The sequence below is a fragment of the Ruegeria sp. AM2 genome (assembly GCF_056540685.1).
On sequence record NZ_JBQFXE010000003.1, the window covers coordinates 134,709 to 155,912 of the forward strand.

Consider the following 21,204-nt stretch of genomic DNA (forward strand, 5'->3'; position numbering starts at 1 on the left):
TAGTTCAGCAAGATGTCCGCGGTGTAAACGGTTCAGGATCGGTACAGGCCCCTGCGCTTGCGAAAAGGGAGGCCGTGGATGACGGCATGGCTGTTCTCTGGCCTGGGTTTGCTGATCCTGTTACTGGCAGGCGATGCGTTGGTGCGCGGTGCCGTCAATCTCAGCCTCAGGCTGGGTGTTCCGGCGCTGATCGTCAGTCTTACGATTGTGGCCTTTGGGACATCTGCCCCGGAGTTGTTGATTGCGATCAGCGCGATCAAGGAAAACGCGCCGGGCATCGCGCTTGGTAACGTGGTTGGGTCGAACACCGCCAATATCCTTCTGGTCCTGGGCCTGCCCGCGCTGCTCGCCACGCTGCACACAAGCGAGTGCGACAGCCGCAAAAACTATGTCTTCATGCTGCTGGCCAGCGTTTTGTTCATTGGGCTGGCCTTTTGCGGGGTATTCAATCTTTTCAGCGGAGCGATCCTGCTGACGGCCCTGGGGCTGGTCTTGTGGAACGCCTTCCGCGAGGCACATGCGCATCGCAAAGCCTGCGGTGAGGCCTGCGCCGATGATGATGATCTGGAAGGTCTGGATGAGGCCGACCCGAATATGCCCTATTGGAAGGTCACGGTGTATTTGATCCTGGGCCTGATCGGTCTGCCTATGGGCGCACATCTTCTGGTCGAAAATGCGACGAAAATTGCGCTGACCTACGGGGTCAGTGAAACTGTGATTGGCCTGACCCTGATTGCGGTCGGAACGTCGCTGCCCGAACTTGCGACCACCGTAATGGCCGCGCTGCGCAGGCAGGCTGACGTGGCGCTGGGCAACGTGATTGGCTCGAACATGTTCAACCTGCTGGCCATCGTCGGCATCGCCACTTTGTTCGGACGCATTCCCGTCGATCCGGAATTCCTGCAGTTCGACCTTTGGGTCATGCTTGGCGCGTCTCTGTTGTTGATCCCGTTTGTCTTTTTCAAGAAAGACATCACGCGCGGATGGGGTTTTTTGTTGACCATCCTTTACGCGGTCTATGTCGTGTCTCTGTTGGCATGAGATGACGGAGACACTGCAATGACCCGAGCCTTAGTCACAGGTGCCGGAGCGCGACTTGGGCGGGCTATGGCGCAGTATTTGGCGCAGCGCGGCTATGACGTGGCCGTGCACTATGCGACCTCCGGTCAGCCCGCGCGGGACACAGTGACCGAGATCAAAACTCTGGGCCGAAACGCGGCCGCCTTGCAGGCCGACCTTTTGGACGAAGCGCAGGTCACGCAATTGCTGCCGCGCGCCGCTGAGGCGCTGGGCGGGCCGATCACCTGTCTTGTCAACAATGCCTCAATATTTGAGTACGACAACATCCGCACCGCCACACGCCAAAGCTGGGACCGGCATATCGACAGCAATCTGCGCGCGCCCTTTGTGTTGTCGCAAGCGATGGCGGAACAAGGACTCAGGCCCGAAATCGACGAAATGGGCGAACCGGTCGCCACCGGCCTGATCGTCAACATGGTGGACATGCGCGTGCGCAAGCTGACACCCGAATTCATGTCTTACACCATCGCCAAGATGGGGTTGTGGGCGCTGACCCGAACTGCGGCACAGGCGCTGACACCAGCCATTCGCGTCAACGCCATTGGGCCTGGGCCGACGTTGCAAGGCCACCGCCAAAGTACTGAGCACTTTAGTGCTCAGCGGGCCAACACCGTTCTGGAACGTGGCGCAAATCCATCTGATATCACTGCCGCCCTAGGCTATTTTCTAGACGCGCATGCCGTCACGGGGCAGCTTTTGTGCGTGGATGGAGGCCAGCATCTCGGATGGCAAACACCGGACGTTTTGGGCATTGAATAGACATAACAGTTGCAAGTTTTACACCGCTCTCGATTCCGTTACATGTGCGTTACAAAATTGTCTTGTTTTTCATGCACTTGTCATGAGCTTGAAAAAATAACCAACAAATTCAACGGTATAATCTGCTGCCTAATTTTTGTGCAAATCCAGGAATTCTTAATAAATTAAGGGAAAATGGCGATCCTACAAAACTTATCTGCACAGTTATCCACAGAAACCGTGGATTTGTTTTCTCTTGATTTGAGGGTCGCAAGATTGCAGCCATTGTCAGGGAATCATATCTCAGGCCCATGACCGTTCAGAACGACCCGAACCCCGACAGCCAGCGCATTGGATACAAATGCATACAGCGTTACGTGAAAACGCTGGACAGCTCTCCGGGGGTATACCGGATGCTCGATGCCGACAGTCGGGTTCTGTATGTGGGCAAGGCGCGTAACCTGAAGGCGCGGGTGTCGAACTATACGCGGCCCGGCCATTCGGGGCGGATCGAGAAGATGATCGCCGCGACCGCCTCGATGATGTTCCTGACCACGCGCACTGAGACCGAGGCGTTGCTGCTGGAACAGAACCTGATCAAGCAGCTCAAGCCCAAATACAACGTGCTGCTGCGGGACGATAAGAGCTTTCCCAATATTCTGGTCGCCAAGGATCACGCCTTTCCGCAGATCAAGAAGCATCGAGGGGCCAAGAAAGAGAAGGGCGCTTATTTCGGCCCCTTTGCCAGCGCAGGCGCCGTAAATCGGACGCTGAACCAGCTGCAAAAGGCATTCCTGCTGCGCAATTGCTCGGACTCTATGTTCGACAGCCGCACGCGCCCCTGCCTGCTGTATCAGATCAAACGCTGTTCGGGGCCGTGTGTCGGGTTGATCTCGGCAAGCGATTACCGCGAAAGCGTCAAGGATGCCGAACGGTTCCTGTCGGGACGGTCGACCAAGGTGCAGGAGGATCTGGCCGAACAGATGATGGCCGCCTCTGAGGCGATGGAGTTCGAACGCGCCGCCGGTCTGCGTGACCGGATAAGGGCGCTGACGCAGGTTCAGACCAGTCAGGGCATCAACCCGCGCGGCGTGACCGAGGCGGATGTGATCGGCCTCTATATGGATAGCGGGCAGGCCTGCGTTCAGGTGTTCTTTATTCGTGCGAACCAGAACTGGGGGAACAAGGATTTCTACCCTCGGGTCGGCCCGGATGTGTCCCCGGCTGAGGTGATGGAGGCGTTCCTCGGCCAGTTCTACGACAATAAGGAACCGCCGCGTCAGCTGATCCTGTCCGATGGGATCGAAAACGGCGATCTGATGCAACAAGCGCTGTCGGAAAAGGCTGGTCGCAAGGTTGAAATCCTTGTCCCGCAACGCGGCGAGAAACAAGAACTGGTCGCCGGAGCCCTGCGCAATGCGCGCGAGTCTTTGGCGCGGCGCATGTCGGAAAGCGCCACGCAGGCCAAGTTGCTGCGTGGTGTGGCCGAGGCGTTTGATCTGGATACCCCTCCGGGTCGGATTGAGGTCTACGACAACTCACATATTCAGGGCACCAATGCCGTCGGCGGCATGATCGTGGCAGGCCCCGAAGGGTTCATGAAGAACGCTTATCGCAAGTTTAACATTCGAGGCGATGACCTGACCCCGGGTGACGATTTCGGGATGATGAAAGAGGTCCTGACCCGCCGCTTTACGCGGTTGCAAAAAGAAGATCCCAATCGCGACAAGGGTATGTGGCCCGACCTTCTGCTGATCGATGGCGGGGCCGGGCAGGTCAGTGCAGTGCACGAGATCATGGTCGAGCATGGCGTTGACGACATCCCAATGGTCGGCGTCGCCAAAGGTGTCGACCGCGACCACGGCAAGGAAGAATTCCACCGAACTGGCCAGCGTCCCTTTGCCCTGAAACGCAATGACCCGGTGCTGTACTTCATTCAGCGCCTGCGGGATGAGGCGCACCGTTTTGCAATTGGCACCCATAGGGCCAAGCGCGCCAAGGCAGTTGGGGCGACGCCTCTGGATGAAATCCCAGGCGTGGGGGCCGCGCGCAAACGCGCCTTGCTGACCCATTTTGGCAGCGCCAAAGCAGTTAGTCGGGCCAACCTAGCGGATCTGAAAGCGGTTGAGGGGATCTCAGCCGGGCTTGCACAGAAGGTTTATGATTTCTTCCACGACAAGGGCTAGGCCCGTCGCCCGCGCCATAGGATGTAAAGCCCCGAGGCTACGATCAGCGCTGACCCGATCCACATCGTTTGGTCCAGACGTTCACCAAATATCGCCACGCCCAACCCGATCCCGAACAGAAGCCGGGAATAGCGGAAAGGCGTGACCGAGGAGACCGCGCCTGTGCGCATCGCTTTCATCAGCGCTGCATAGGCCATGACGCCCATCCCGATTGCGGCGCTTATGTGCAGGCCGACATGCGGGTTCAGGGGGTGCAGCGGTGTGCCTTCCCAAAAGCGATAGAGCAGCCCGGCGACGATGATGCAGAGGAAACCGTAAAAGCCCAGCACCTCTGTCCCCAATGACGCAGGCGCGGCGCGGCTGGCCAAATCGCGCCCGGCAAAGCCCAACATGCCCAGCACCGCCAGCAACGACAGGATCGAGAAACTGTCCTCGGTCGGCTGGATGATGATCACCACGCCGATCAGCCCAATCAGAATGGCGCTCCACCTTCGCCATCCGACGGTTTCGCCAAAAAACAGCGCTGCTCCGGCGACGACGACCAAGGGGGTTGCCTGCAGGATTACCGTAGCCGAAGAGAGCGGCGTCAAAGTAATGGCCAGCACATAGAACAACCGCCCGAGGATTTCGAAGACCACGCGGATCTTCATCGGGTATGACAGTACATCCGCCTGAAACAGCTTCGTGCTGCGCAGCACAGCCACGGCTGCAAATATCACCGCGCCGCCCGAGCCGAACAGCACCAGCATTTGCCAGATCGGAAGAACGGCCGCAGCGCCTTTCAGCAAGGCGTCCTCCAGCGCAAACAATGCCATCGCCGCGACCATCCACGCGCTGCCGGCCAGGTTCGACCGGGCGTCGGTTTGAATATGAGTCTTCATCGTGCACCCCGTCGAAACCAACAGCCAATCTGAACGCAAACCCGACGCCCGCCAAGGCGCGTGTTCGTGATTGCGAATCTATGGCTGCAATGCCGCAACCATCTGTGATCGGGCCAGATTTTCAATGGGCCATCTTTTATGTCTCGGACCGGCGATGTAGGGTCGGTTCATGAAGTGGAACCTGCCCAATATCCTGACTCTGCTACGCCTGTTGGCGGCGCCCGGTCTGGCCGTGATGTTTCTGTATTTCACCCGGCCCTATGCCGATTGGTTTGCGTTGATCCTGTTCCTGTCGGCCGCGATCACCGACTGGTTCGACGGGTACCTCGCCCGTGCTTGGAAACAGGAAACAAAGATGGGGGCAATGCTGGACCCGATTGCCGACAAGGCGATGGTGGTGATCGCGCTGATGATCATCGTGGGCTATTCAACGGAGCACTGGACGCCATGGCTGGTGTTGCCCGCCACCGTGATCCTGTTCCGCGAGGTCTTTGTCTCGGGTCTGCGGGAATATCTGGGGGACACCGCCGGAACCTTGAAAGTAACCAAACTGGCCAAGTGGAAAACGACGGCGCAGATGGTGGCGATTGCGGTGCTGTTCTCGCAGGGTATTTTCGAACACTATCTTGTGATGGCCACATTCGGCATGGATCCCACGATCATCGATCAGGTCCTTTCCGGGCAGGCAGAGGATGTGAACCACATCCGCTGGCACTTGGAAGGCATGTTCTGGTCGGGTCGTATCGGTCTGTGGCTGCTGTGGATTGCGGCAGCGCTGACATTGATCACAGGCTTTGACTACCTACGTAAAGCCATGCCCCACCTGAAGGAGAGCTGAGCGATGGACGTGTTGTATTTCGCCTGGGTGCGCGAACGCATCGGTCTGCCGAAAGAAAAGGTCGAAACGCAGGCTGCAACGGTCAGTGATTTGGTCGCCGAACTCAGCGCGCGCGAGGATCGCTATGCCGCCGCCTTTGCTGACCTGTCTGCCCTGCGCGTGGCGCTGGATCAGGAGCTGTCGGATTTCGACGCGCCTCTGACCGGTGTCCGCGAAGTCGCGTTCTTCCCTCCCATGACAGGCGGTTGATATGCGCATCGTCGTTCAGCAAGCCCCCTTTGATCTGGGGGCCGAGGCCAACGCGTTTGCGGATGGCGACGATGCCAATGGGGCGATTGTGACCTTCACCGGTGTGGTGCGCGATCTGGCCAGCGGCGATCTGGATGTGATGGAGATCGAGCATTATCCCGGCATGACCGAACGCGCCTTGACCAAAATCGCAGAAGAGGCCCAAAGCCGATGGTCGCTTGGCGATGTTCTGGTCATTCACCGGCATGGGCGTTTGGTTCCGGGTGATCGGATCATGATGGTCGCGACCGCCGCGCCACATCGCAAGGATGCGTTTGAGGCGGCGGAATTCCTGATGGACTACCTCAAATCCCGCGCGCCATTCTGGAAAAAAGAGATCACGACTTCCGGTGCTGAATGGGTCGCTGCAAAGGATGAGGACGAAGACGCTTTGACGCGGTGGTAGACGCGATCAGTCCAGCCGCTTTGAGGCCAGAAGCCCGGCCATCTTGGCGTCGGGTATCGCATCACGCGCATAGCTGAATGTTCCGTTGGATTTCACTTCGTCGGCTGCCCGCTTCAATGCCCCAAACGCAGCCCGCGCGAATGAGCCGCCAACGCTGACGCGCCGTACGCCTGCCTCGGACAGTTCAGCCACCGAGAATGTCGCGCCGCTTAACCCCATCACGACGTTTACGGGTTTGTCGACCTCGTGGCATAGGGTTCTGATTGCGTCCAAGTCCGGTAGGCCGGGGGCATAAAGAACATCCGCGCCCGCTTCGGAAAACAGCTGCAAACGCTTGATTGTATCCCCCAGATCCGGGCGGCCCCAAAGATAGTTCTCTGCCCGCGCGGTCAGAAGGAAGGGCAAATCTGACGCCGCCTCGGCAGCGGCCTGAATGCGATCCACCGCCTCATGCATGTCATAGATTGGGGCATCCGGGTCGCCTGTGGCATCTTCGATTGATCCGCCCACCAAACCGGTTTCTGCTGCCCGTCGAATGGTCTGGGCGCAGGTTTCCGGCGCGCGGCCGAAACCGCCTTCGAGGTCAGCGGAGACGGGCAGGGTGACAGCCTCAACGATGTCGCGGGCGTTGGCCAGAACCTCATCCCGGCCCAATTCCGAGCAGGAATCGCGTTTTCCTTTTGAAAAAGCAAGGCCGGCGCTTGTCGTTGCCAAGGCCTCAAATCCGATATTCGCCAGCAATCTGGCCGAACCGGCGTCCCACGGGTTGGGAATGACCAAGGCTTCGGACCTGAAATGCAGGCTTTTGAAATATTCAAACGTGGCGTGTTGATTCGACATTGGTCTTCCTCATGCGTGTGCGGAACATAGCGTGAGGTTGCCGATATCGGAGCGAAAAACTTTGGGGAACAATCCCGAGCGGCGACCTGTTCAATCCGCGTTGTTGATCCGCCCGCGCAGTTCCTCGGCCTCCTGACGCGCGGCCCGAAGGCCTTCCATCGCGGCGGACAGCTCGGCCTCGGTCTGAGTCAGTTGGTTGGTCAGCTCAGCTTCGCGCTGCTGCAAGTAGGTGATCGCCTGATCGCGGGTCTCTTCTGCTTCGTGCAGTTCCTGGCTCATACGATCCAGATCGGCCACGTCGCTTTGCCGCACGCGAGACAGGCGATGGGCCAGCCAATTTGCGAACCAGCCCATGCAGAACGCAGCAAACAGGATTATGGCAGTGGCGATAATGAATTCTATTCTGTTCAACTTACTGGTCCTCTGCGGAAGCGTCTGTCTGCGCATCTGTCGGCGTTTCGGTCTCGGCTTCCATCGCCTCTAACCCGGTTTCTGTGTTGGTCGCAGGCGCGGGCCGGATCAGCCGGAACTCGATCCGGCGATTTTCCTCGCGACCCTCTTCGGTGTCGTTGTCGGCAATGGGCTGGGTCTCTCCATACCCGACAGCGGAATAGCTTGAGGTTGGCACACGGCGGCCGCGCAATTCGTTCAGGATGGATTGCGCGCGCCCTTGGCTGAGTTGCTGGTTCATCTCTTCCCGGCCTTGGCTGTCCGTGTGGCCCTGAATTTCAAGCCGGATCGGCCCGCATTCCCGCAAGATGTCGGCAATCTGGTTCAACGTGTCCCGAGAATCCGAAGCCACGGTCGCTGAGCCGGGTTCGAATGCAATTTTGTTGGCAGATTGAACCTCGGCGATCTGTTCCTCGCACAGCTCGGGATCAGGCAGGGCGTCTTCAGGCTCGGGTGGCTTCTGATAGGTGATCGCCAAGGTGAATTCCTGTGCGTCCCCCAGCTTGTCCGACAGCAGGCCGGCAATCCGGGCCTTGCCATCGGGGTCGTGGCTGATGCCCGACAGATCGACCGCATCCGGGGTCACAGTCAGCGCACCGTTATGTAACTGCGCCAGCGCCTCAAGCCCGGTCAGCACTCGCACGGGCCAGTCTGCCGGCAGATCCGGAGCGATACGCGTTGCGATATGAACCTGAGTGGAACCGAACGCCGCGCGCGCAAAACTGTCGGTCATGTCCCGCAGCGTTTCGTCGCCCAGCCGACCGCGCAATTGGACCAGGCCTTCGGGGCTGCGCGTGGCTGTGAATTCAATCGGGCCTGCGGCGTCTTCGGTCTCCGGCTCTGGCAGCACCGCGTGCAGGGCAAATACGTCAGGCAGGGCATTTTCCAATTCACCCACGACCCGGTCGAAGACTGCAGGGTTTGTGCCCTGCGCCGCAACCAACGTGATATCCGCGTCCGACAAAGTGACCGATCCCTGACCCAGCCCTGACAAGGCATCGATACTGAGGGCCGCCGCGTCCGCCCAGCGGGGCGAGGGCACACCCAGGCCGATGGTGCAGGAATAGGGCCCATGCAGGCCGGCCTTTTGCGCCGCTTCGATTATCGCATCCCGTGCCGTCTCGTCCTGGGCCGAGCAGGCGTCAAACGCGCCACCGTCTTCGGTGATCAGGTAGCGCAGGGTAAAGGGCGTGATCACCGGGCGCGGGGCTGAAATGTCCAGCCCGATGCGCAAACCCGGCGGCGCAGTGCGGCTCAGGTCCTGTTCCAGCCGTTCTTTTTCCTGCTGGCTTTCCGCAATGGCGGTGATCCGAACCAATCCGGGGCTGGCCGAAATCTTGGCGCGGGGTAGGCGAGACAGGGCTTCGACAGCATAGGTGATCGCGTCGTCCCATCCGTCTGGCCTGGGGTAGTCGGCGCTTTCCGTCAGGTCCATGACCGGATTGTCGCGATCCAGGCTTTCCAACTGATCCATCAGTGCTGCGCGTGCCTCGGCTCCGGGAACAAGCCCGATGACCGATACACCGCTGTCGTTTCTTAGAATCTCTGCCGAAAAGCGCGGCGGCGTCAGGTCAGCGGTCGGAGCAACCTCCATGTCGTCGATGACCCGAGACGTATCGACCTCGGTCCCGGCAGCGGTCAATGCGTTGAACCGCGTTGCTTCGTCGGGCGCGGTCCCAGTCAAAACCACCCGCAGCCCGTCGGATTCAACCTCGGCCCAATCGTGGCCTTGCAGGTTCAGCGCTTTGCGCACCGCCAGTTCCGAGGCGTCTTCGATCCGTGTAACAGCAAGGCCTGCCGCAGCAAGACACAACGCGGCAGATACCGCAAAAATCAGCGCAACGGCGATGGCGTAGGGAAGGCGCATGGGGTGAATCGGGACTCCTCGGGCGTTCAGTGACGGACTCTTACCCAGCCCGAGAGCGAGGTGCAATCAGAGCAGCAACGCCACGCACAGGAAGATCAGCGGAATAAGGCCAGTATCGCGGTTCGAGCGAAAGACCTGCAGCAGTTTTGCGTTGTCTTCCGTATCCAGTCCTCGCAATTGCCAGGCCATATGCCAGCCCATGGCCCACGGGCCGCCCAGAGCAACGACCAGCGCCAGAAAAGAAGCTTGCGACAGCATCGCGTCGACGATCGCCAACCCCATCAAGCCCACGGTTGCGACCAGAAAATACTTGAGCCACCTGGCCGTATCTTCGCCAAACAACCGGGCAGTGGACTTGATGCCAATCAGTTCATCATCCTCGGCATCCTGATGCGCGTAGATCGTGTCATAGAACAGGGTCCATGCAATTCCGGACAGGTAGAGGACGATCGCGGGCCAGCCCACGGTGCCGGTATGCGCGGCCCAGGCCAGCAAGGCCCCCCAGTTGAAGGCAAGGCCCAGAAACGCCTGCGGCCACCATGTAAAGCGCTTGGCATAGGGATAGATCGCAACTGGCAGCAAGGACAGCACGCCCATGGCAATGGCCGCCTGATTGAAGGTTAGCAGAATCCCCAGCGCCAGCAGGCATTGAACCCCCATCCAGATCACGGCCTGCCGCACGCTGACCTGACCCGAGGGGATGGGGCGCGACCGGGTGCGTTCCACCTGCCCGTCAAAGTCACGATCGGTGATGTCGTTCCAGGTGCAGCCCGCACCGCGCATCAGGAAGGCTCCGATGGCACAACCGACGGCGATCCACAGATCCTCCCACCTTGGGTTTCCGTCGCTCAGAATCGCCAGCGTCAGCCCCCACCAGCAGGGCAGCAGCAGCAACCAGGTGCCGATGGGCCGGTCTGCGCGGCTGAGCCGCAGATAGGGGCGGGCAAAGGCGGGCGCGTGGGTGTCGACCCAGTTGCCGCTGACGGCATCGGCGACCTGACCGTCTGGTGTTGGGGCATTGCCTTGCATATGTAAGGTCTCATGAGTGCAAAGATCAGACTGTATGTAGAGCACCCTTTGGGTCCGGGGCAATCGGTTCCTTTGACGCGTGAGCAGGCCCACTACCTGTTCGGCGTCATGCGGTTGGTTGTTGGTGGCCAAGTGGCGCTGTTCAATGGCAAGGACGGTGAGTGGCTGGCCGATGTGGTTGAAGCCGGGAAACGTGGTGGTTCTTTGACTTGTCTCCACCAGACCAAACCGTTGCAATTGCCGCCTGACCTTTGGCTGCTCTTTGCGCCAATCAAGAAGGCGCGCACCGATTTCATCGTTGAAAAGGCAGCAGAAATGGGGGCTGCTCGGATCATGCCGGTGCAGACCGAATTCACCAATTCCGAACGCATCCGTCAGGATCGTTTGCAGGCTCATGCGGTTGAGGCGGCTGAACAATGCGGAGGCACATTTGTGCCCGAGGTCACTGACCTTCAGCGTCTGGATCGGGCTCTGGACGCGTGGCCTGATGACCGGCAGCTGATGTTCTGTGACGAGGCCGAAGTTGGCTCGGCTGTGCGCCTGGCTGCCGAGGAAAAGGGTTGGCCGTGGGCCATTTTGATTGGTCCCGAAGGCGGGTTCTCGGATCGCGAGCGTAAACGTCTGTCGGGTTTGCCCTTTGCGCATGTGGTCAGCCTTGGCCCGCGCATCCTGCGCGCCGATACGGCGGTGGTCGCGGCCATGACGATGTGGCAGCAAGCGCTGGGGGATTGGGTTTGACGTGGCACGAGGCGCAGGATGCAGATCTGCCAAAGATCGAACGGTTCCTGTTGCAACATGTTCAGACCTCGATGTTTCCTCTGGCGAATTTGCGGGATTATGGGCTGCGCGGCTCTGACCCGCGCGCGGTCAATATGTGGCTGTTGGGCGACGATCTTCGCGCGGTATTCTCGATCACGAACGAAGGCATGGTTCTGATGCAATGCCCCGATTGCACGGAAGCGGAAATCTTGGCCGCGCTTGATTTGATCCGGGGCCGCGCATTGTTCGGGTTGGCTTCAGAAGCGACACAGGCCCGTCGTCTGATGCAACTGGCGGGTTGGGAGCGGCGTCCCGCGACCCTGAACAGCGATGAGCCCGGGTTTTCGCTGGAACTCGATCAGATTGTCCTACCTGAATCGAGCGGAGCAAGGCTGGTTCCACTGAACGAGCTTGATCGGGACGTCACTGAAAAATGGCGCACGGATTACCTGATCGAAGCTATGGATTTTGACCCCAACAGGGCAAGTGAGCAAGCCGCCACCGATTGGGCCGCCTACACAGCGGGCGATTCTCATCGTGTTCTTCTAATCGAGGATCAGGCGGTTGCGATGACCGGGTTCAACGCACGACTGCCGGATGTCGTGCAGATTGGGGGCGTCTATACACCGCCGGAAATGCGCGGCCGCGGCTATGCCCGTTTGGCCGTTGCGCTGCACCTGCTTGAGGCGCGCGCGGCGGGCGTGAACCGCGCGGTTCTGTTTGCGGCTTCCGATTCCGCCGCGCGTGCCTATATCGCTATAGGGTTCAAACCCGCCGGTCAGTTCTCGCTGATCTTGTTCAAAAACCCAAAGGACCCGGCATGAGTTTCATTCGACCCGAAGCAAAACTGGCTCTGTGGCGCTGGCGCGAAGTATTGACCGCGACGGTTGTTCTACTGGTCGGCCTCAGTTGGATCAGCGGCCCCGGGGGGCTTCTGGGCTGGATGGGTTGGGTTCTGGTTGCTGTCGCGGCGGCCTTGGCCGTGATCGGCATACAGCGCGCCCGGTTCAGAACCGGTGCGGGCGGGCCGGGCGTCGTGACCATCGACGAGGGCCAGATAACCTATTTCGGGCCGCTGGACGGCGGCATCGTCGCCACGCGTGAAATCGAACGGCTGGCGCTGGACCCCACCTCGAACCCGGCGCATTGGGTTTTGTCTCAACCCGGCCAGCCGACCCTTCACATTCCGGTGAACGCCGAAGGGGCCGAGGCTTTGTTCGACGTATTCTCGAACCTGCCCGGCTTGAAAACCGAACAAATGCTGGCTGAACTGAATGGCGGAGCGGTGCATCCCGTCGTGATCTGGGAAAAGCATCCGATGCGCCCAGCGCATCTGCGGCTGCATTGACACTCGCGGCATTTCCGCCCACGACTGACCTCAAGACAGACACAGCAGGATCGGAGCACAGGTCTCATGTCCATCCCCCAGTCCGGCGGCGGGCCGATCGAACGCCACGAGCAACTGGCCGAATATCTGGAATCGGGCTGCAAGCCCAAAGCCGATTGGCGCATCGGGACCGAGCATGAGAAGTTCGGTTATTGCAAGGACACGCTGAAACCTCTGCCCTTTGAGGGAACGCGATCCATTGTTGCGGTACTTGAAGGTCTGCGCGACCGCCACGGCTGGGCCGAAGTGCGTGAAGCAGGCCACCTGATCGGTCTTGAAAAAGACGGTGCGAATGTCAGCCTGGAACCCGGCGGCGCGCTGGAATTGTCGGGTGCCCCTCTCGAGACAATCCATGAGACCTGTGACGAGGTGAACACCCATCTGCGTGAGGTGAAGGACATCGCCGACGAGATCGGTGTGGGCTTTATCGGATTGGGGGCCGCTCCGATCTGGACCCATGACGAGATGCCTCTGATGCCTAAGGGCCGTTACAGGCTGATGAACGACTATATGGAGAAAGTTGGCACCATGGGCCGCGCCATGATGCGGCGCACCTGTACGGTGCAGGTCAATATCGACTTCGGCTCCGAGGCCGACATGGTCCAAAAGCTGCGCGTGGCCTTGGCGCTGCAGCCGGTGGCGACGGCGCTGTTTGCCAATTCTCCGTTCTTCGAGGGCAAAGTGAACGGCCAGAAAAGCTGGCGCAGCTATATCTGGCGGCATCTGGATGACGCGCGCACCGGTATGCTGCCCTTCGTGTTCGAAGAAGGCTTTGGGTTCGAGCGTTACGTTCAATACGCGCTCGATGTGCCGATGTATTTCGTCTATCGCGATGGCCAGTATATCAACGCGCTGGGCATGTCCTTCCGCGACTTTCTGCAGGGCAAACTGCCTGCGCTGCCCGGTGAAACACCCACGCTCTCTGATTGGGCTGACCACCTGACCACGGCCTTCCCAGAAGCGCGGATCAAGAAATTCATGGAGATGCGCGGCGCCGATGGTGGTCCGTGGCGTCGCCTGTGTGCGCTGCCCGCCTTCTGGGTTGGGCTGACTTACGATCAGGGCGCGCTGGATGCGGCCTGGGAACTGGTCAAAGGCTGGGACACAGAAACGCGCGAGGCACTGCGGATTGAGGCCGCCAAGGACGGCCTGCAAGCACAGGTCGGCACGATCAACATGCACGATCTGGCGCGTGAGGTGGTCTCGATTGCCGATGCCGGTCTGAAAGCCCGAGCCTACCCCGGTGCGGGCGGGCTGGTGCCGGATGAGACGCATTTCCTCAATGCCCTCAAGGACAGCATCGAGACGGGACAGGTGCCAGCGGATGAGTTGCTGGAACACTACAATGGCGACTGGAACGGCGACCTGACCCGGATTTTCCCTGAATACAGCTATTGATCCGCCCGGTCCCGCTTGCATTCGCGGGGCTGGGCCGATAGCAGGTTGGCGACCAAATTCAGAGGGCGTCATGGACGATCTTAAGGCAAAATATCTGGGCCAAATCGCCGAGGCCGGCGACGAGAACGCGCTTGAGGCGATCCGCGTCGCCGCCGTGGGCAAAAAAGGCGAGGTCGCGCTGAAGATGCGCGAGCTGGGCAAGATGACCCCCGAAGAGCGTCAGGTCGCAGGCCCCGCGCTGAATGCCCTGAAAGATGAGATCAACTCGGCGCTGGCGGCGAAGAAGGCCGCTCTGGCCGATGCAGCCCTTGATGAGCGTCTACGCACCGAATGGCTGGACGTCACCCTGCCGACCCGCGCGCGGCGTCAGGGCTCGATCCACCCGATCAGCCAGGCGACCGAGGAACTGACCGCGATTTTTGCCGAGCTGGGCTTTTCGGTGGCCGAAGGGCCGCGCATCGAGGACGACTGGTACAACTTTGACGCCCTGAACATCCCCGGCCACCACCCCGCGCGGGCCGAGATGGACACGTTCTACATGCACCGTGCCGAGGGCGACAATCGCCCGCCGCATGTGCTGCGGACGCATACGTCGCCGGTGCAGATCCGCTCGATGGAGAAACAGGGCGCGCCGATCCGCGTCATCTGTCCGGGGGGCGTGTACCGCGCCGACTATGACCAGACCCATACGCCGATGTTCCATCAGGTCGAGGGGCTGGCGATTGATAAAGACATCTCGATGGCGAACCTGAAATGGGTTCTGGAAGAGTTCGTGAAAGCCTTCTTCGAGGTCGACGATGTCGAGCTGCGCTTCCGTGCCTCGCACTTTCCCTTCACCGAGCCGTCGGCCGAGGTCGATATCCGTTGTTCCTGGGACAATGGTCAGCTGAAGATCGGCGAGGGCGACGACTGGATGGAGATTCTGGGCTCCGGCATGGTCCACCCCAAGGTGATCGCCGCCGGTGGCATTGACCCCGAGGTCTATCAGGGCTTTGCCTTTGGCATCGGGATCGATCGTTTGGCGATGCTGAAATACGGCATTCCGGATTTGCGGGCGTTCTTTGATTCTGACCTGCGCTGGCTGCGGCACTACGGGTTTGCGGCGCTGGATATGCCGAACCTGCATGATGGTTTGTCGCGTTGAATGAAGTTGAGTTGATTGCGGCATGCGAAAACGTGTGCCGTGACTTTCACTGGCTAGGATCATTTTCTGACTGGGGGCCAACTCTATTGGCTTCTGTCACGGCATTGATAATCGCGTTCAAAGCTTACCCGTGGCAAAAAAGCGAAGATCGGAAGCTGCAAATTGAGTTAGAGCAACGAAGAGTTTATGAGGAACTAGTGGCTCAATTTACAGAGGCACGACTGAAATTCTCTGACATTAAATTTGACGACTTTGAAACTCTTGAAGATAGCTTGTCAAAAACTTTCAAAGTTCGTCGCGAGTTAATCGTCAAAGTGAAGGCCTCCACGATTTTAATGCATTCAGAAATTGTCCCGATTGCGATTGAGTGCTCAAAGTCAACTTCAGATATTCTAAGAAATCTCTCTTCCGAAATTGAGAGCATTTTACAAGTATTAGGTCCCAGTGAAGAGATAAACAAAAAGGAGTTAAACGACCGATGCAAGCCGGTATTAAAGAATGCTCTCCGAGAATTTGATCGAGCAATTGATAATCTGGCGAATGAAGTTAGGGTGAGGGCATATAAATTGCCTCCTCTTGATCGAATTTAAAGTGGTAGCACTCGATGCGCGGAGCAAAGGCCGATAGGCCGCCGCGCTATCGCCAGACCGCCCGCACGGGCTGGCGATTTGTCTCCGCCAGCGCAACGCTCGAACAGTGCTCGGATTTGGCTGGCATAAAGTGTCCAATACAGACCTAGGATCGCCACCCCGCGGTCTGGCGACAGCGCGGCTTGTGATCTGACATGACAACTGGGCAGTCGCGCGGCTTGTTACAGGTTCCCACAGGGTTGTGACGTGACAGTTGGCGTCAGGCGGCTAGGCTCCGGCCTATGATCTATCGACTGCTTCTACTGCTGCTGACCGCGACCCCGGCACTCGCCATGGGGCCTTGGAAATCCGACTGCCATGGCGATACGGCCTGTGAGGTGGGCGACCGCTCGTACCATGTGCTGGAACCTGAGGGGTGGGACGGCGAAACGCCTCTGCCCGTATTGCTGCATTTCCACGGCTGGGCCCGGCAGGGCGATGTGGTGGTGAACCATGAACGCATTGCAGGGGCGACCAAGCTGCGCGGCGTGTTGCTGGTGGCACCCAATGGCTTGGGCAAAAGCTGGGATTTCTGGCGCGCGGACGCGCGGGATGTGCCTTTCGCCGATGCTGTGCTGGAGGATGTGGCAAAGCGCTATCCGATTGATCCCGACAGCATCTATGTCTCGGGCTATTCCTTCGGCGGGGCCATGGCGTGGCGCTATGTGTGCCTATCGGGCAACGACATTGCAGCCCTGCTGGCCGTCGCAGGCAGCATTCGGCAAACCGAAGACTGCCCCGAAGCCCCGCGCGAAGTGCGTCATGTGCATGGGCTGGACGACACGGTGATGGATTTTCCTCTTGGCCCGGGTGGGGACACGACTTATCCGGTCGCGCTCTGGCGGGCCAAGTTTGATTGCCACGCGGCCACCCCGCGCGGGGATTGGAGTGTGAAGCCGTTCCTGACGCTCAGCCGCCTGGAATGGACGGATTGCGCGCAAGGACAGGTCACGCTGGACACCCATCCGGGCGGGCACTTCATCCCCCATGGCTGGATCGGCTGGCAATTGGACGAGCTTTTGGGCCGGACTCCGACCTATCCGTGACGCGCAGCGCTTGCACCTTGGCGCATTCTTTGTCATTGCCTGTGCCAAACGGATATCTGCCAAAAAAGGCCCCGAGCAATGAAATTCACTCTGTCCTGGCTGAAAGACCACCTCGACACGGACGCGTCGGTTGATGAGATCGCCGAGACGCTGACCGATCTCGGGCTTGAGGTCGAAGAGATCGCTAATCCGGCGGACCGGCTTGCAGGCTTTACACTGGGCCATGTGAAACACGCCGAGAAACATCCCGACGCCGACAAGCTGCGTGTCTGCACAGTTGAGACGGATGAGGGCGACCTGCAAATAATCTGCGGTGCCCCCAACGCGCGCGAAGGCATCACCGTCGTGGTCTGCAAGCCGGGCATGTATATCCCCGGTCTGGATATCACCATCAGCGTCGGCAAGATCAGGGGCATCGAGAGCTTTGGCATGATGGCCTCGGAACGCGAGCTGGAGCTCTCGGACGAGCATGACGGCATTATCGAGCTGCCCTCGGGCGAAGTGGGCGACAGCTTCGTCGATTGGCTGGCCGAGAATGAGCCGTCGAAAGTAGATCCGATGATCGAGATCGCGATCACGCCAAACCGCCCCGATGCTTTGGGCGTGGCGGGCATTGCGCGCGATCTGGCCGCGCGGGGTGTCGGCTCGCTGAAAGAGCGCGCCTATGCACCGGTGCCGGGGGATTTCGAAAGCCCGATCAAAGTGTCGATTGACGACGATACTCTGGACGGTTGTCCGCATTTCACCGGGCGTGTGATCCGGGGTGTCAAGAACGGCCCCAGCCCGCAATGGCTGCAGGATCAGTTGAAAGCGATTGGTCTGCGACCGATCTCGGCTCTGGTCGACATCACCAACTACATGACTTACGACCAGAACCGCCCGCTGCACGTGTTCGATGCGGACAAGGTGCGGGGCAATCTGCGGGTGCACCGTGCCGAGGGTGGTGAGACACTGGTCGCGCTGGATGAGAAGGAATACACCCTGCAGCCCGGGATGATGGTGATCTCGGACGACAAAGGGCCGGAATCGATTGCCGGTATCATGGGCGGTGAGGAAACCGGCTGTACCGAAGAAACCGTGAACGTGTTCCTTGAAAGCGCGTTTTGGGATCATGTGCAGATCGCGTTGACGGGCAGGGCGCTCAAAATCAACTCGGATGCCCGCTATCGGTTTGAGCGCGGTGTTGACCCTGATTACACCCGTGAAGGGTTGGAACAGGCAACACAGATGATCCTGGATATCTGTGGGGGCGAAGTGTCGTCGGTGGTCGAGGCCGGGAAGGCACCCAAGCATGCGCGCGCTTACAAACTGGATTCTGCCCGCGTGCAGTCTCTGGTCGGAATGGATATTCCTGAAAGCGACCAGCGGCAGACTCTGACCCGTCTGGGTTTCCGTTTGGAAGGCGAGATGGCGCATGTTCCCAGCTGGCGCCCGGATATCATGGGCGAGGCCGATTTAGTGGAAGAGGTCGCCCGCATCGCGTCGCTGACCAAGCTACAGGGCAAGCCGCTGCCGCGCGTGACCGAGGGTATTCCCGAGGCGGTGATGACACCGACGCAACGCCGTCAGTCGATGGCGCGTCGCACCTGCGCTGCGCTCGGCTATAACGAATGTGTTTCGTACACATTTATTGATCAGGCCTCGGCTGCGCTGTTCGGCGGTGGGGATGACGCGACCCGGTTGGAAAACCCGATCTCGTCCGAGATGAGCCACATGCGCCCCGACCTGCTGCCGGGCTTGCTGCAGGCTGCGGCGCGCAATCAGGCGCGGGGATACGCGGACGTCGCGCTGTTCGAGGTCGGCCCGGTTTTCCATGATGGCGAACCAGGTGATCAGAAGACGCAGATCACCGGCCTGCTGGTTGGAAGGGATGGTCCCAAGGATGTGCACGGCGCGTCCCGCCCGGTTGACGTGTTCGACGCGAAAGCCGATGCCGAGGCGGTTTTGGCCGCGATTGGAGCGCCTGCCAAGGTGCAGATCCTGCGCGATGGTGATGCGTGGTGGCATCCGGGGCGGCATGGCAAGATCTGTCTGGGTCCGAAAAAGGTGCTGGGCGTTTTTGGCGAGTTGCACCCGCGCGTTTTGCAGGCGCTGGACATCAAGGGCCCGGCGATGGCGTTTACCATTTGGCCGGACGAAGTGCCTCTGCCCCGGAATTCCGGCGCAACCCGCGCGGCGCTGGAGTTGCGCGATTTGCAGGCGGTTGAACGTGACTTTGCCTTTGTCGTGGATGACAGCGTCGAAGCGCTGACGTTGGTCAACGCTGCGGCGGGTGCCGACAAGGCACTGATCGAAGATGTCCGTGTCTTTGACGAATTCATCGGCGGCAGTGTCGGAGACGGCAAGAAATCTCTGGCGATTACCGTTCGGCTTCAGCCATCGGATCAGACGCTGAAAGAAAAAGACATCGAGGCCGTGGCCGAGAAAATTATCGCCAAAGTGTCCAAAGCGACAGGCGGCGTTTTGCGCGGCTAAATCGTATTTGATCCAATTGCAAAGCGCGCCATTCGGCGCGCTTTTCTCGTATTAGTCTGCGTGTTGCTGTGCCGCAACACACAGACGCACCTGAATCCACAGGGTTGAATGGAATCAATCCCTGTCGGTAAACACGGCCCCCTGACGCAATCAAAACCAGGAGTCTGCATGATGCCAGATCCCAGCCTCGCAAGAGCCATACCGAAAACCTGATTGCCCGCCAGCTGACCGGCGGGCCTGTTAACCGTTGGAAAGCTGTCATGAACCGCCAAGACATCTCGATGATCCGGCAGATTTTGCCGGATGAGATTCCCTTTTACTACTATGCTGACAGGCAGAGCCCCTGGCTGTTGTATCAAGCCATGGAGGCCGAGACACCTGTGGCAGAGCTCAGGCAATCTGGGCTGTCCCGCTTTGTATCGCGTCCATTGCTAAAGCCGATGGTCGCCCGGTGCGGTGGCGTCTTGCGGCGTCACGACGTAATGGCTGTGGCGCATGCCGATCGCGCCATGCGTTTTGATGGGCTAAGCCCCGCCGCAACCGTCGGGTTGGAAGCGGCTTATCAGTCCGAGTGGCTGGACTTTTGCCTGAGCTTTGACATCTGGTCCGGCGAACAGACGACGCGCAAAGCGCACAATCTGGTCGTTCAGCTTGGGTTCCCGACCGAACACGCCGAACTGCTATGGAAATTCGAGCAGCGCGACGCGGTGGGCACGTACCAAAGCTGCTGGCACCCGGTGCGCATGCATGGTCGTCCGACCCTTGCCTGGTGTCGATTGGACATCGACCTGAGCACAGGGCATTGCCTGATCGAAGAGATTCAGTCTGATTGGTTGCGTTTTGTCAGCCGCGCGCGGCATCGGTTGCAGAATCGAGCCCCGCGCTCACGCGAGCTGCGGCTGACTTCTGAGTACGAGCAGGCCTTGCAACTGAAATACGCCAAGATTTGGTCTGACGTGATGATGTTATCGGTTCTGATGCTACTGCGCGATGAATTCGCCGTGCGTGATGTCTGGATGCATCAACCTGTGCCTGGCGCTAAGTTGAAAGGCATCACTTGGGGCCGTCTGCCACCCCGGTCGATCTACACCCGGTTGCCAAAGGCGTTCGGATTTTTACCAACCCGCGAGATGCCTCCGTTTCTGGGCAACAAACAGAAAAGCAGCGCGCGGCGCGCGGTCAAAGATGCGCAGCCGATCTTTTGGCGTCTGAGCTTTTGATGGACCCTTGGGTCCGACCTGGTTTGGCCCTAGGGTCGCTCACAAAATCTGAGGAGATACAAATGAGTCTGAACGTTTACCTGTCTGGCGAGATTCATACCGATTGGCGTGAACAGATCATCGATGGGGCGCAAGGGCTGGACGTCACGTTTAACAGCCCGGTGACGGATCACGCTGCCAGCGATGACTGTGGCGTTGCCATTTTGGGCGCGGAGCCCAACAAATACTGGCACGACCACAAGGGCGCGATGGTGAATGCCATCCGGACGCGCAAGGGGATCGCCGATGCAGATGTCGTCGTGGTTCGGTTTGGCGAGAAATACAAGCAGTGGAACGCCGCGTTTGACGCGGGATACGCGGCTGCGCTGGGCAAATCGTTGATCGTTTTGCATGGACCCGACGATCAGCACGCCCTGAAGGAGGTTGATGCCGCCGCGTTGGCGGTTGCCGAACACCCGTCGCAGGTGGTCGACATTCTGAACTATGTTTTGACCGGAAAGCTGCCCGGATAAGTGACAAGGGTGAGGCGTTACCTCACCCTTG

Annotated in this window: 21 protein-coding genes; 16 read left to right on the forward strand and 5 right to left on the reverse strand. The window is 59.6% G+C overall.

Annotated elements, in window-relative coordinates; translation table 11 throughout:
- Positions 1–78: 78 nt before the first annotated feature.
- The 3 genes from ACR0CR_RS09495 to uvrC all read left to right on the forward strand — a co-directional run bounded on the left by ACR0CR_RS09495 (position 79) and on the right by uvrC (position 4,004).
- On the forward strand, positions 79–1,041 hold the full coding sequence (locus ACR0CR_RS09495) for a calcium/sodium antiporter (protein ID WP_480598395.1): 963 nt from the start codon (positions 79–81) through the stop codon (positions 1,039–1,041).
- An 18-nt stretch (positions 1,042–1,059) separates the two neighbouring features.
- Entirely contained in the window at positions 1,060–1,839 is a 780-nt protein-coding gene (locus ACR0CR_RS09500) for an SDR family oxidoreductase (RefSeq protein ID WP_480598397.1), read from the forward strand.
- 290 nt (positions 1,840–2,129) lie between these two features.
- Entirely contained in the window at positions 2,130–4,004 is a 1,875-nt protein-coding gene (gene uvrC, locus ACR0CR_RS09505; protein ID WP_480598398.1) for an excinuclease ABC subunit UvrC, read from the forward strand.
- On the opposite strand, the gene ACR0CR_RS09510 is transcribed toward uvrC, so the two are convergent.
- Entirely contained in the window at positions 4,001–4,885 is an 885-nt protein-coding gene (locus ACR0CR_RS09510) for a DMT family transporter (RefSeq protein ID WP_480598400.1), read from the reverse strand. The two genes, uvrC and ACR0CR_RS09510, sit on opposite strands and share 4 nt — an antisense overlap.
- Positions 4,886–5,054: 169 nt before the next feature.
- Between ACR0CR_RS09510 and pgsA the strand changes: the two genes are divergently transcribed.
- The 3 genes from pgsA to ACR0CR_RS09525 are packed head-to-tail and all read left to right on the forward strand — an operon-like array spanning position 5,055 to position 6,417.
- A complete protein-coding gene (gene pgsA, locus ACR0CR_RS09515; RefSeq protein WP_480598401.1) occupies positions 5,055–5,723 on the forward strand; it encodes a CDP-diacylglycerol--glycerol-3-phosphate 3-phosphatidyltransferase in 669 nt (222 codons plus the stop codon).
- Positions 5,724–5,726: 3 nt separating this feature from the next.
- On the forward strand, positions 5,727–5,972 hold the full coding sequence (gene moaD / locus ACR0CR_RS09520; RefSeq protein WP_480531752.1) for a molybdopterin converting factor subunit 1: 246 nt from the start codon (positions 5,727–5,729) through the stop codon (positions 5,970–5,972).
- 1 nt (position 5,973) lies between these two features.
- Positions 5,974–6,417, forward strand: coding sequence for a molybdenum cofactor biosynthesis protein MoaE (locus ACR0CR_RS09525; RefSeq protein WP_480598403.1), 444 nt, complete (start codon positions 5,974–5,976; stop codon positions 6,415–6,417).
- 6 nt (positions 6,418–6,423) lie between these two features.
- Here the strand turns inward: ACR0CR_RS09525 and ACR0CR_RS09530 are convergent, their stop codons facing one another.
- The 4 genes from ACR0CR_RS09530 to ubiA all read right to left on the reverse strand — a co-directional run bounded on the left by ACR0CR_RS09530 (position 6,424) and on the right by ubiA (position 10,603).
- Complete coding sequence (locus tag ACR0CR_RS09530) at positions 6,424–7,257, reverse strand: isocitrate lyase/PEP mutase family protein (RefSeq protein ID WP_480598405.1); 834 nt, start codon at positions 7,255–7,257, stop codon at positions 6,424–6,426.
- 90 nt (positions 7,258–7,347) lie between these two features.
- Positions 7,348–7,668 (reverse strand): hypothetical protein, encoded by a 321-nt coding sequence (locus tag ACR0CR_RS09535; protein ID WP_480598407.1) that lies wholly within the window; start codon positions 7,666–7,668, stop codon positions 7,348–7,350.
- Between the two features lies 1 nt (position 7,669).
- Positions 7,670–9,574 (reverse strand): OmpA family protein, encoded by a 1,905-nt coding sequence (locus tag ACR0CR_RS09540; protein ID WP_480598409.1) that lies wholly within the window; start codon positions 9,572–9,574, stop codon positions 7,670–7,672.
- A 66-nt stretch (positions 9,575–9,640) separates the two neighbouring features.
- Positions 9,641–10,603 (reverse strand): 4-hydroxybenzoate octaprenyltransferase, encoded by a 963-nt coding sequence (gene ubiA / locus ACR0CR_RS09545; RefSeq protein WP_480598410.1) that lies wholly within the window; start codon positions 10,601–10,603, stop codon positions 9,641–9,643.
- A gap of 12 nt (positions 10,604–10,615) precedes the next feature.
- Here ubiA and ACR0CR_RS09550 point away from each other — a divergent pair, with 12 nt between their 5' ends.
- From ACR0CR_RS09550 to ACR0CR_RS09595, 10 genes are all read left to right on the forward strand, one after another.
- The gene (locus ACR0CR_RS09550) at positions 10,616–11,341 is read left to right on the forward strand and encodes a 16S rRNA (uracil(1498)-N(3))-methyltransferase (RefSeq protein WP_480598412.1); all 726 of its coding nucleotides are present in this window, start codon (positions 10,616–10,618) and stop codon (positions 11,339–11,341) included.
- Positions 11,338–12,186 carry a GNAT family N-acetyltransferase gene (locus tag ACR0CR_RS09555; RefSeq protein ID WP_480598414.1) on the forward strand — a complete coding sequence of 283 codons (849 nt, stop codon included), beginning with the start codon at positions 11,338–11,340 and terminating at the stop codon, positions 12,184–12,186. The genes ACR0CR_RS09550 and ACR0CR_RS09555 overlap by 4 nt, the downstream gene beginning before the upstream one ends.
- Entirely contained in the window at positions 12,183–12,710 is a 528-nt protein-coding gene (locus tag ACR0CR_RS09560) for a hypothetical protein (RefSeq protein ID WP_480598415.1), read from the forward strand. Before ACR0CR_RS09555 ends, ACR0CR_RS09560 begins: the two co-directional genes overlap by 4 nt.
- Before the next feature lie 66 nt (positions 12,711–12,776).
- Positions 12,777–14,147 carry a glutamate--cysteine ligase gene (locus ACR0CR_RS09565; protein WP_480598417.1) on the forward strand — a complete coding sequence of 457 codons (1,371 nt, stop codon included), beginning with the start codon at positions 12,777–12,779 and terminating at the stop codon, positions 14,145–14,147.
- A 70-nt stretch (positions 14,148–14,217) separates the two neighbouring features.
- Entirely contained in the window at positions 14,218–15,291 is a 1,074-nt protein-coding gene (gene pheS, locus ACR0CR_RS09570) for a phenylalanine--tRNA ligase subunit alpha (RefSeq protein ID WP_480598418.1), read from the forward strand.
- Positions 15,288–15,881, forward strand: coding sequence for a hypothetical protein (locus ACR0CR_RS09575; protein WP_480598420.1), 594 nt, complete (start codon positions 15,288–15,290; stop codon positions 15,879–15,881). Before pheS ends, ACR0CR_RS09575 begins: the two co-directional genes overlap by 4 nt.
- A 281-nt stretch (positions 15,882–16,162) precedes the next feature.
- Positions 16,163–16,966 carry a CE1 family esterase gene (locus ACR0CR_RS09580; protein ID WP_480598422.1) on the forward strand — a complete coding sequence of 268 codons (804 nt, stop codon included), beginning with the start codon at positions 16,163–16,165 and terminating at the stop codon, positions 16,964–16,966.
- 78 nt (positions 16,967–17,044) lie between these two features.
- A complete protein-coding gene (gene pheT / locus ACR0CR_RS09585) occupies positions 17,045–19,441 on the forward strand; it encodes a phenylalanine--tRNA ligase subunit beta (protein WP_480598424.1) in 2,397 nt (798 codons plus the stop codon).
- 260 nt (positions 19,442–19,701) lie between these two features.
- Positions 19,702–20,661, forward strand: coding sequence for a hypothetical protein (locus ACR0CR_RS09590; RefSeq protein ID WP_480598426.1), 960 nt, complete (start codon positions 19,702–19,704; stop codon positions 20,659–20,661).
- Positions 20,662–20,723: 62 nt separating this feature from the next.
- Positions 20,724–21,173, forward strand: coding sequence for a YtoQ family protein (locus ACR0CR_RS09595; RefSeq protein WP_480598428.1), 450 nt, complete (start codon positions 20,724–20,726; stop codon positions 21,171–21,173).
- Positions 21,174–21,204: the final 31 nt, after the last annotated feature.

What these genes read in the sequence shown, in the direction of transcription:
- ACR0CR_RS09495 (WP_480598395.1), top strand. Translation starts at nt 79, where the DNA reads ATGACGGCATGGCTGTTCTCTGGCCTGGGTTTGCTGATCCTGTTACTG.
- ACR0CR_RS09500 (WP_480598397.1), top strand. Translation starts at nt 1,060, where the DNA reads ATGACCCGAGCCTTAGTCACAGGTGCCGGAGCGCGACTTGGGCGGGCT.
- uvrC (WP_480598398.1), top strand. Translation starts at nt 2,130, where the DNA reads ATGACCGTTCAGAACGACCCGAACCCCGACAGCCAGCGCATTGGATAC.
- ACR0CR_RS09510 (WP_480598400.1), bottom strand. Translation starts at nt 4,885, where the DNA reads ATGAAGACTCATATTCAAACCGACGCCCGGTCGAACCTGGCCGGCAGC.
- pgsA (WP_480598401.1), top strand. Translation starts at nt 5,055, where the DNA reads ATGAAGTGGAACCTGCCCAATATCCTGACTCTGCTACGCCTGTTGGCG.
- moaD (WP_480531752.1), top strand. Translation starts at nt 5,727, where the DNA reads ATGGACGTGTTGTATTTCGCCTGGGTGCGCGAACGCATCGGTCTGCCG.
- ACR0CR_RS09525 (WP_480598403.1), top strand. Translation starts at nt 5,974, where the DNA reads ATGCGCATCGTCGTTCAGCAAGCCCCCTTTGATCTGGGGGCCGAGGCC.
- ACR0CR_RS09530 (WP_480598405.1), bottom strand. Translation starts at nt 7,257, where the DNA reads ATGTCGAATCAACACGCCACGTTTGAATATTTCAAAAGCCTGCATTTC.
- ACR0CR_RS09540 (WP_480598409.1), bottom strand. Translation starts at nt 9,574, where the DNA reads ATGCGCCTTCCCTACGCCATCGCCGTTGCGCTGATTTTTGCGGTATCT.
- ubiA (WP_480598410.1), bottom strand. Translation starts at nt 10,603, where the DNA reads ATGCAAGGCAATGCCCCAACACCAGACGGTCAGGTCGCCGATGCCGTC.
- ACR0CR_RS09550 (WP_480598412.1), top strand. Translation starts at nt 10,616, where the DNA reads ATGAGTGCAAAGATCAGACTGTATGTAGAGCACCCTTTGGGTCCGGGG.
- ACR0CR_RS09560 (WP_480598415.1), top strand. Translation starts at nt 12,183, where the DNA reads ATGAGTTTCATTCGACCCGAAGCAAAACTGGCTCTGTGGCGCTGGCGC.
- ACR0CR_RS09565 (WP_480598417.1), top strand. Translation starts at nt 12,777, where the DNA reads ATGTCCATCCCCCAGTCCGGCGGCGGGCCGATCGAACGCCACGAGCAA.
- pheS (WP_480598418.1), top strand. Translation starts at nt 14,218, where the DNA reads ATGGACGATCTTAAGGCAAAATATCTGGGCCAAATCGCCGAGGCCGGC.
- ACR0CR_RS09580 (WP_480598422.1), top strand. Translation starts at nt 16,163, where the DNA reads ATGATCTATCGACTGCTTCTACTGCTGCTGACCGCGACCCCGGCACTC.
- pheT (WP_480598424.1), top strand. Translation starts at nt 17,045, where the DNA reads ATGAAATTCACTCTGTCCTGGCTGAAAGACCACCTCGACACGGACGCG.
- ACR0CR_RS09590 (WP_480598426.1), top strand. Translation starts at nt 19,702, where the DNA reads ATGAACCGCCAAGACATCTCGATGATCCGGCAGATTTTGCCGGATGAG.
- ACR0CR_RS09595 (WP_480598428.1), top strand. Translation starts at nt 20,724, where the DNA reads ATGAGTCTGAACGTTTACCTGTCTGGCGAGATTCATACCGATTGGCGT.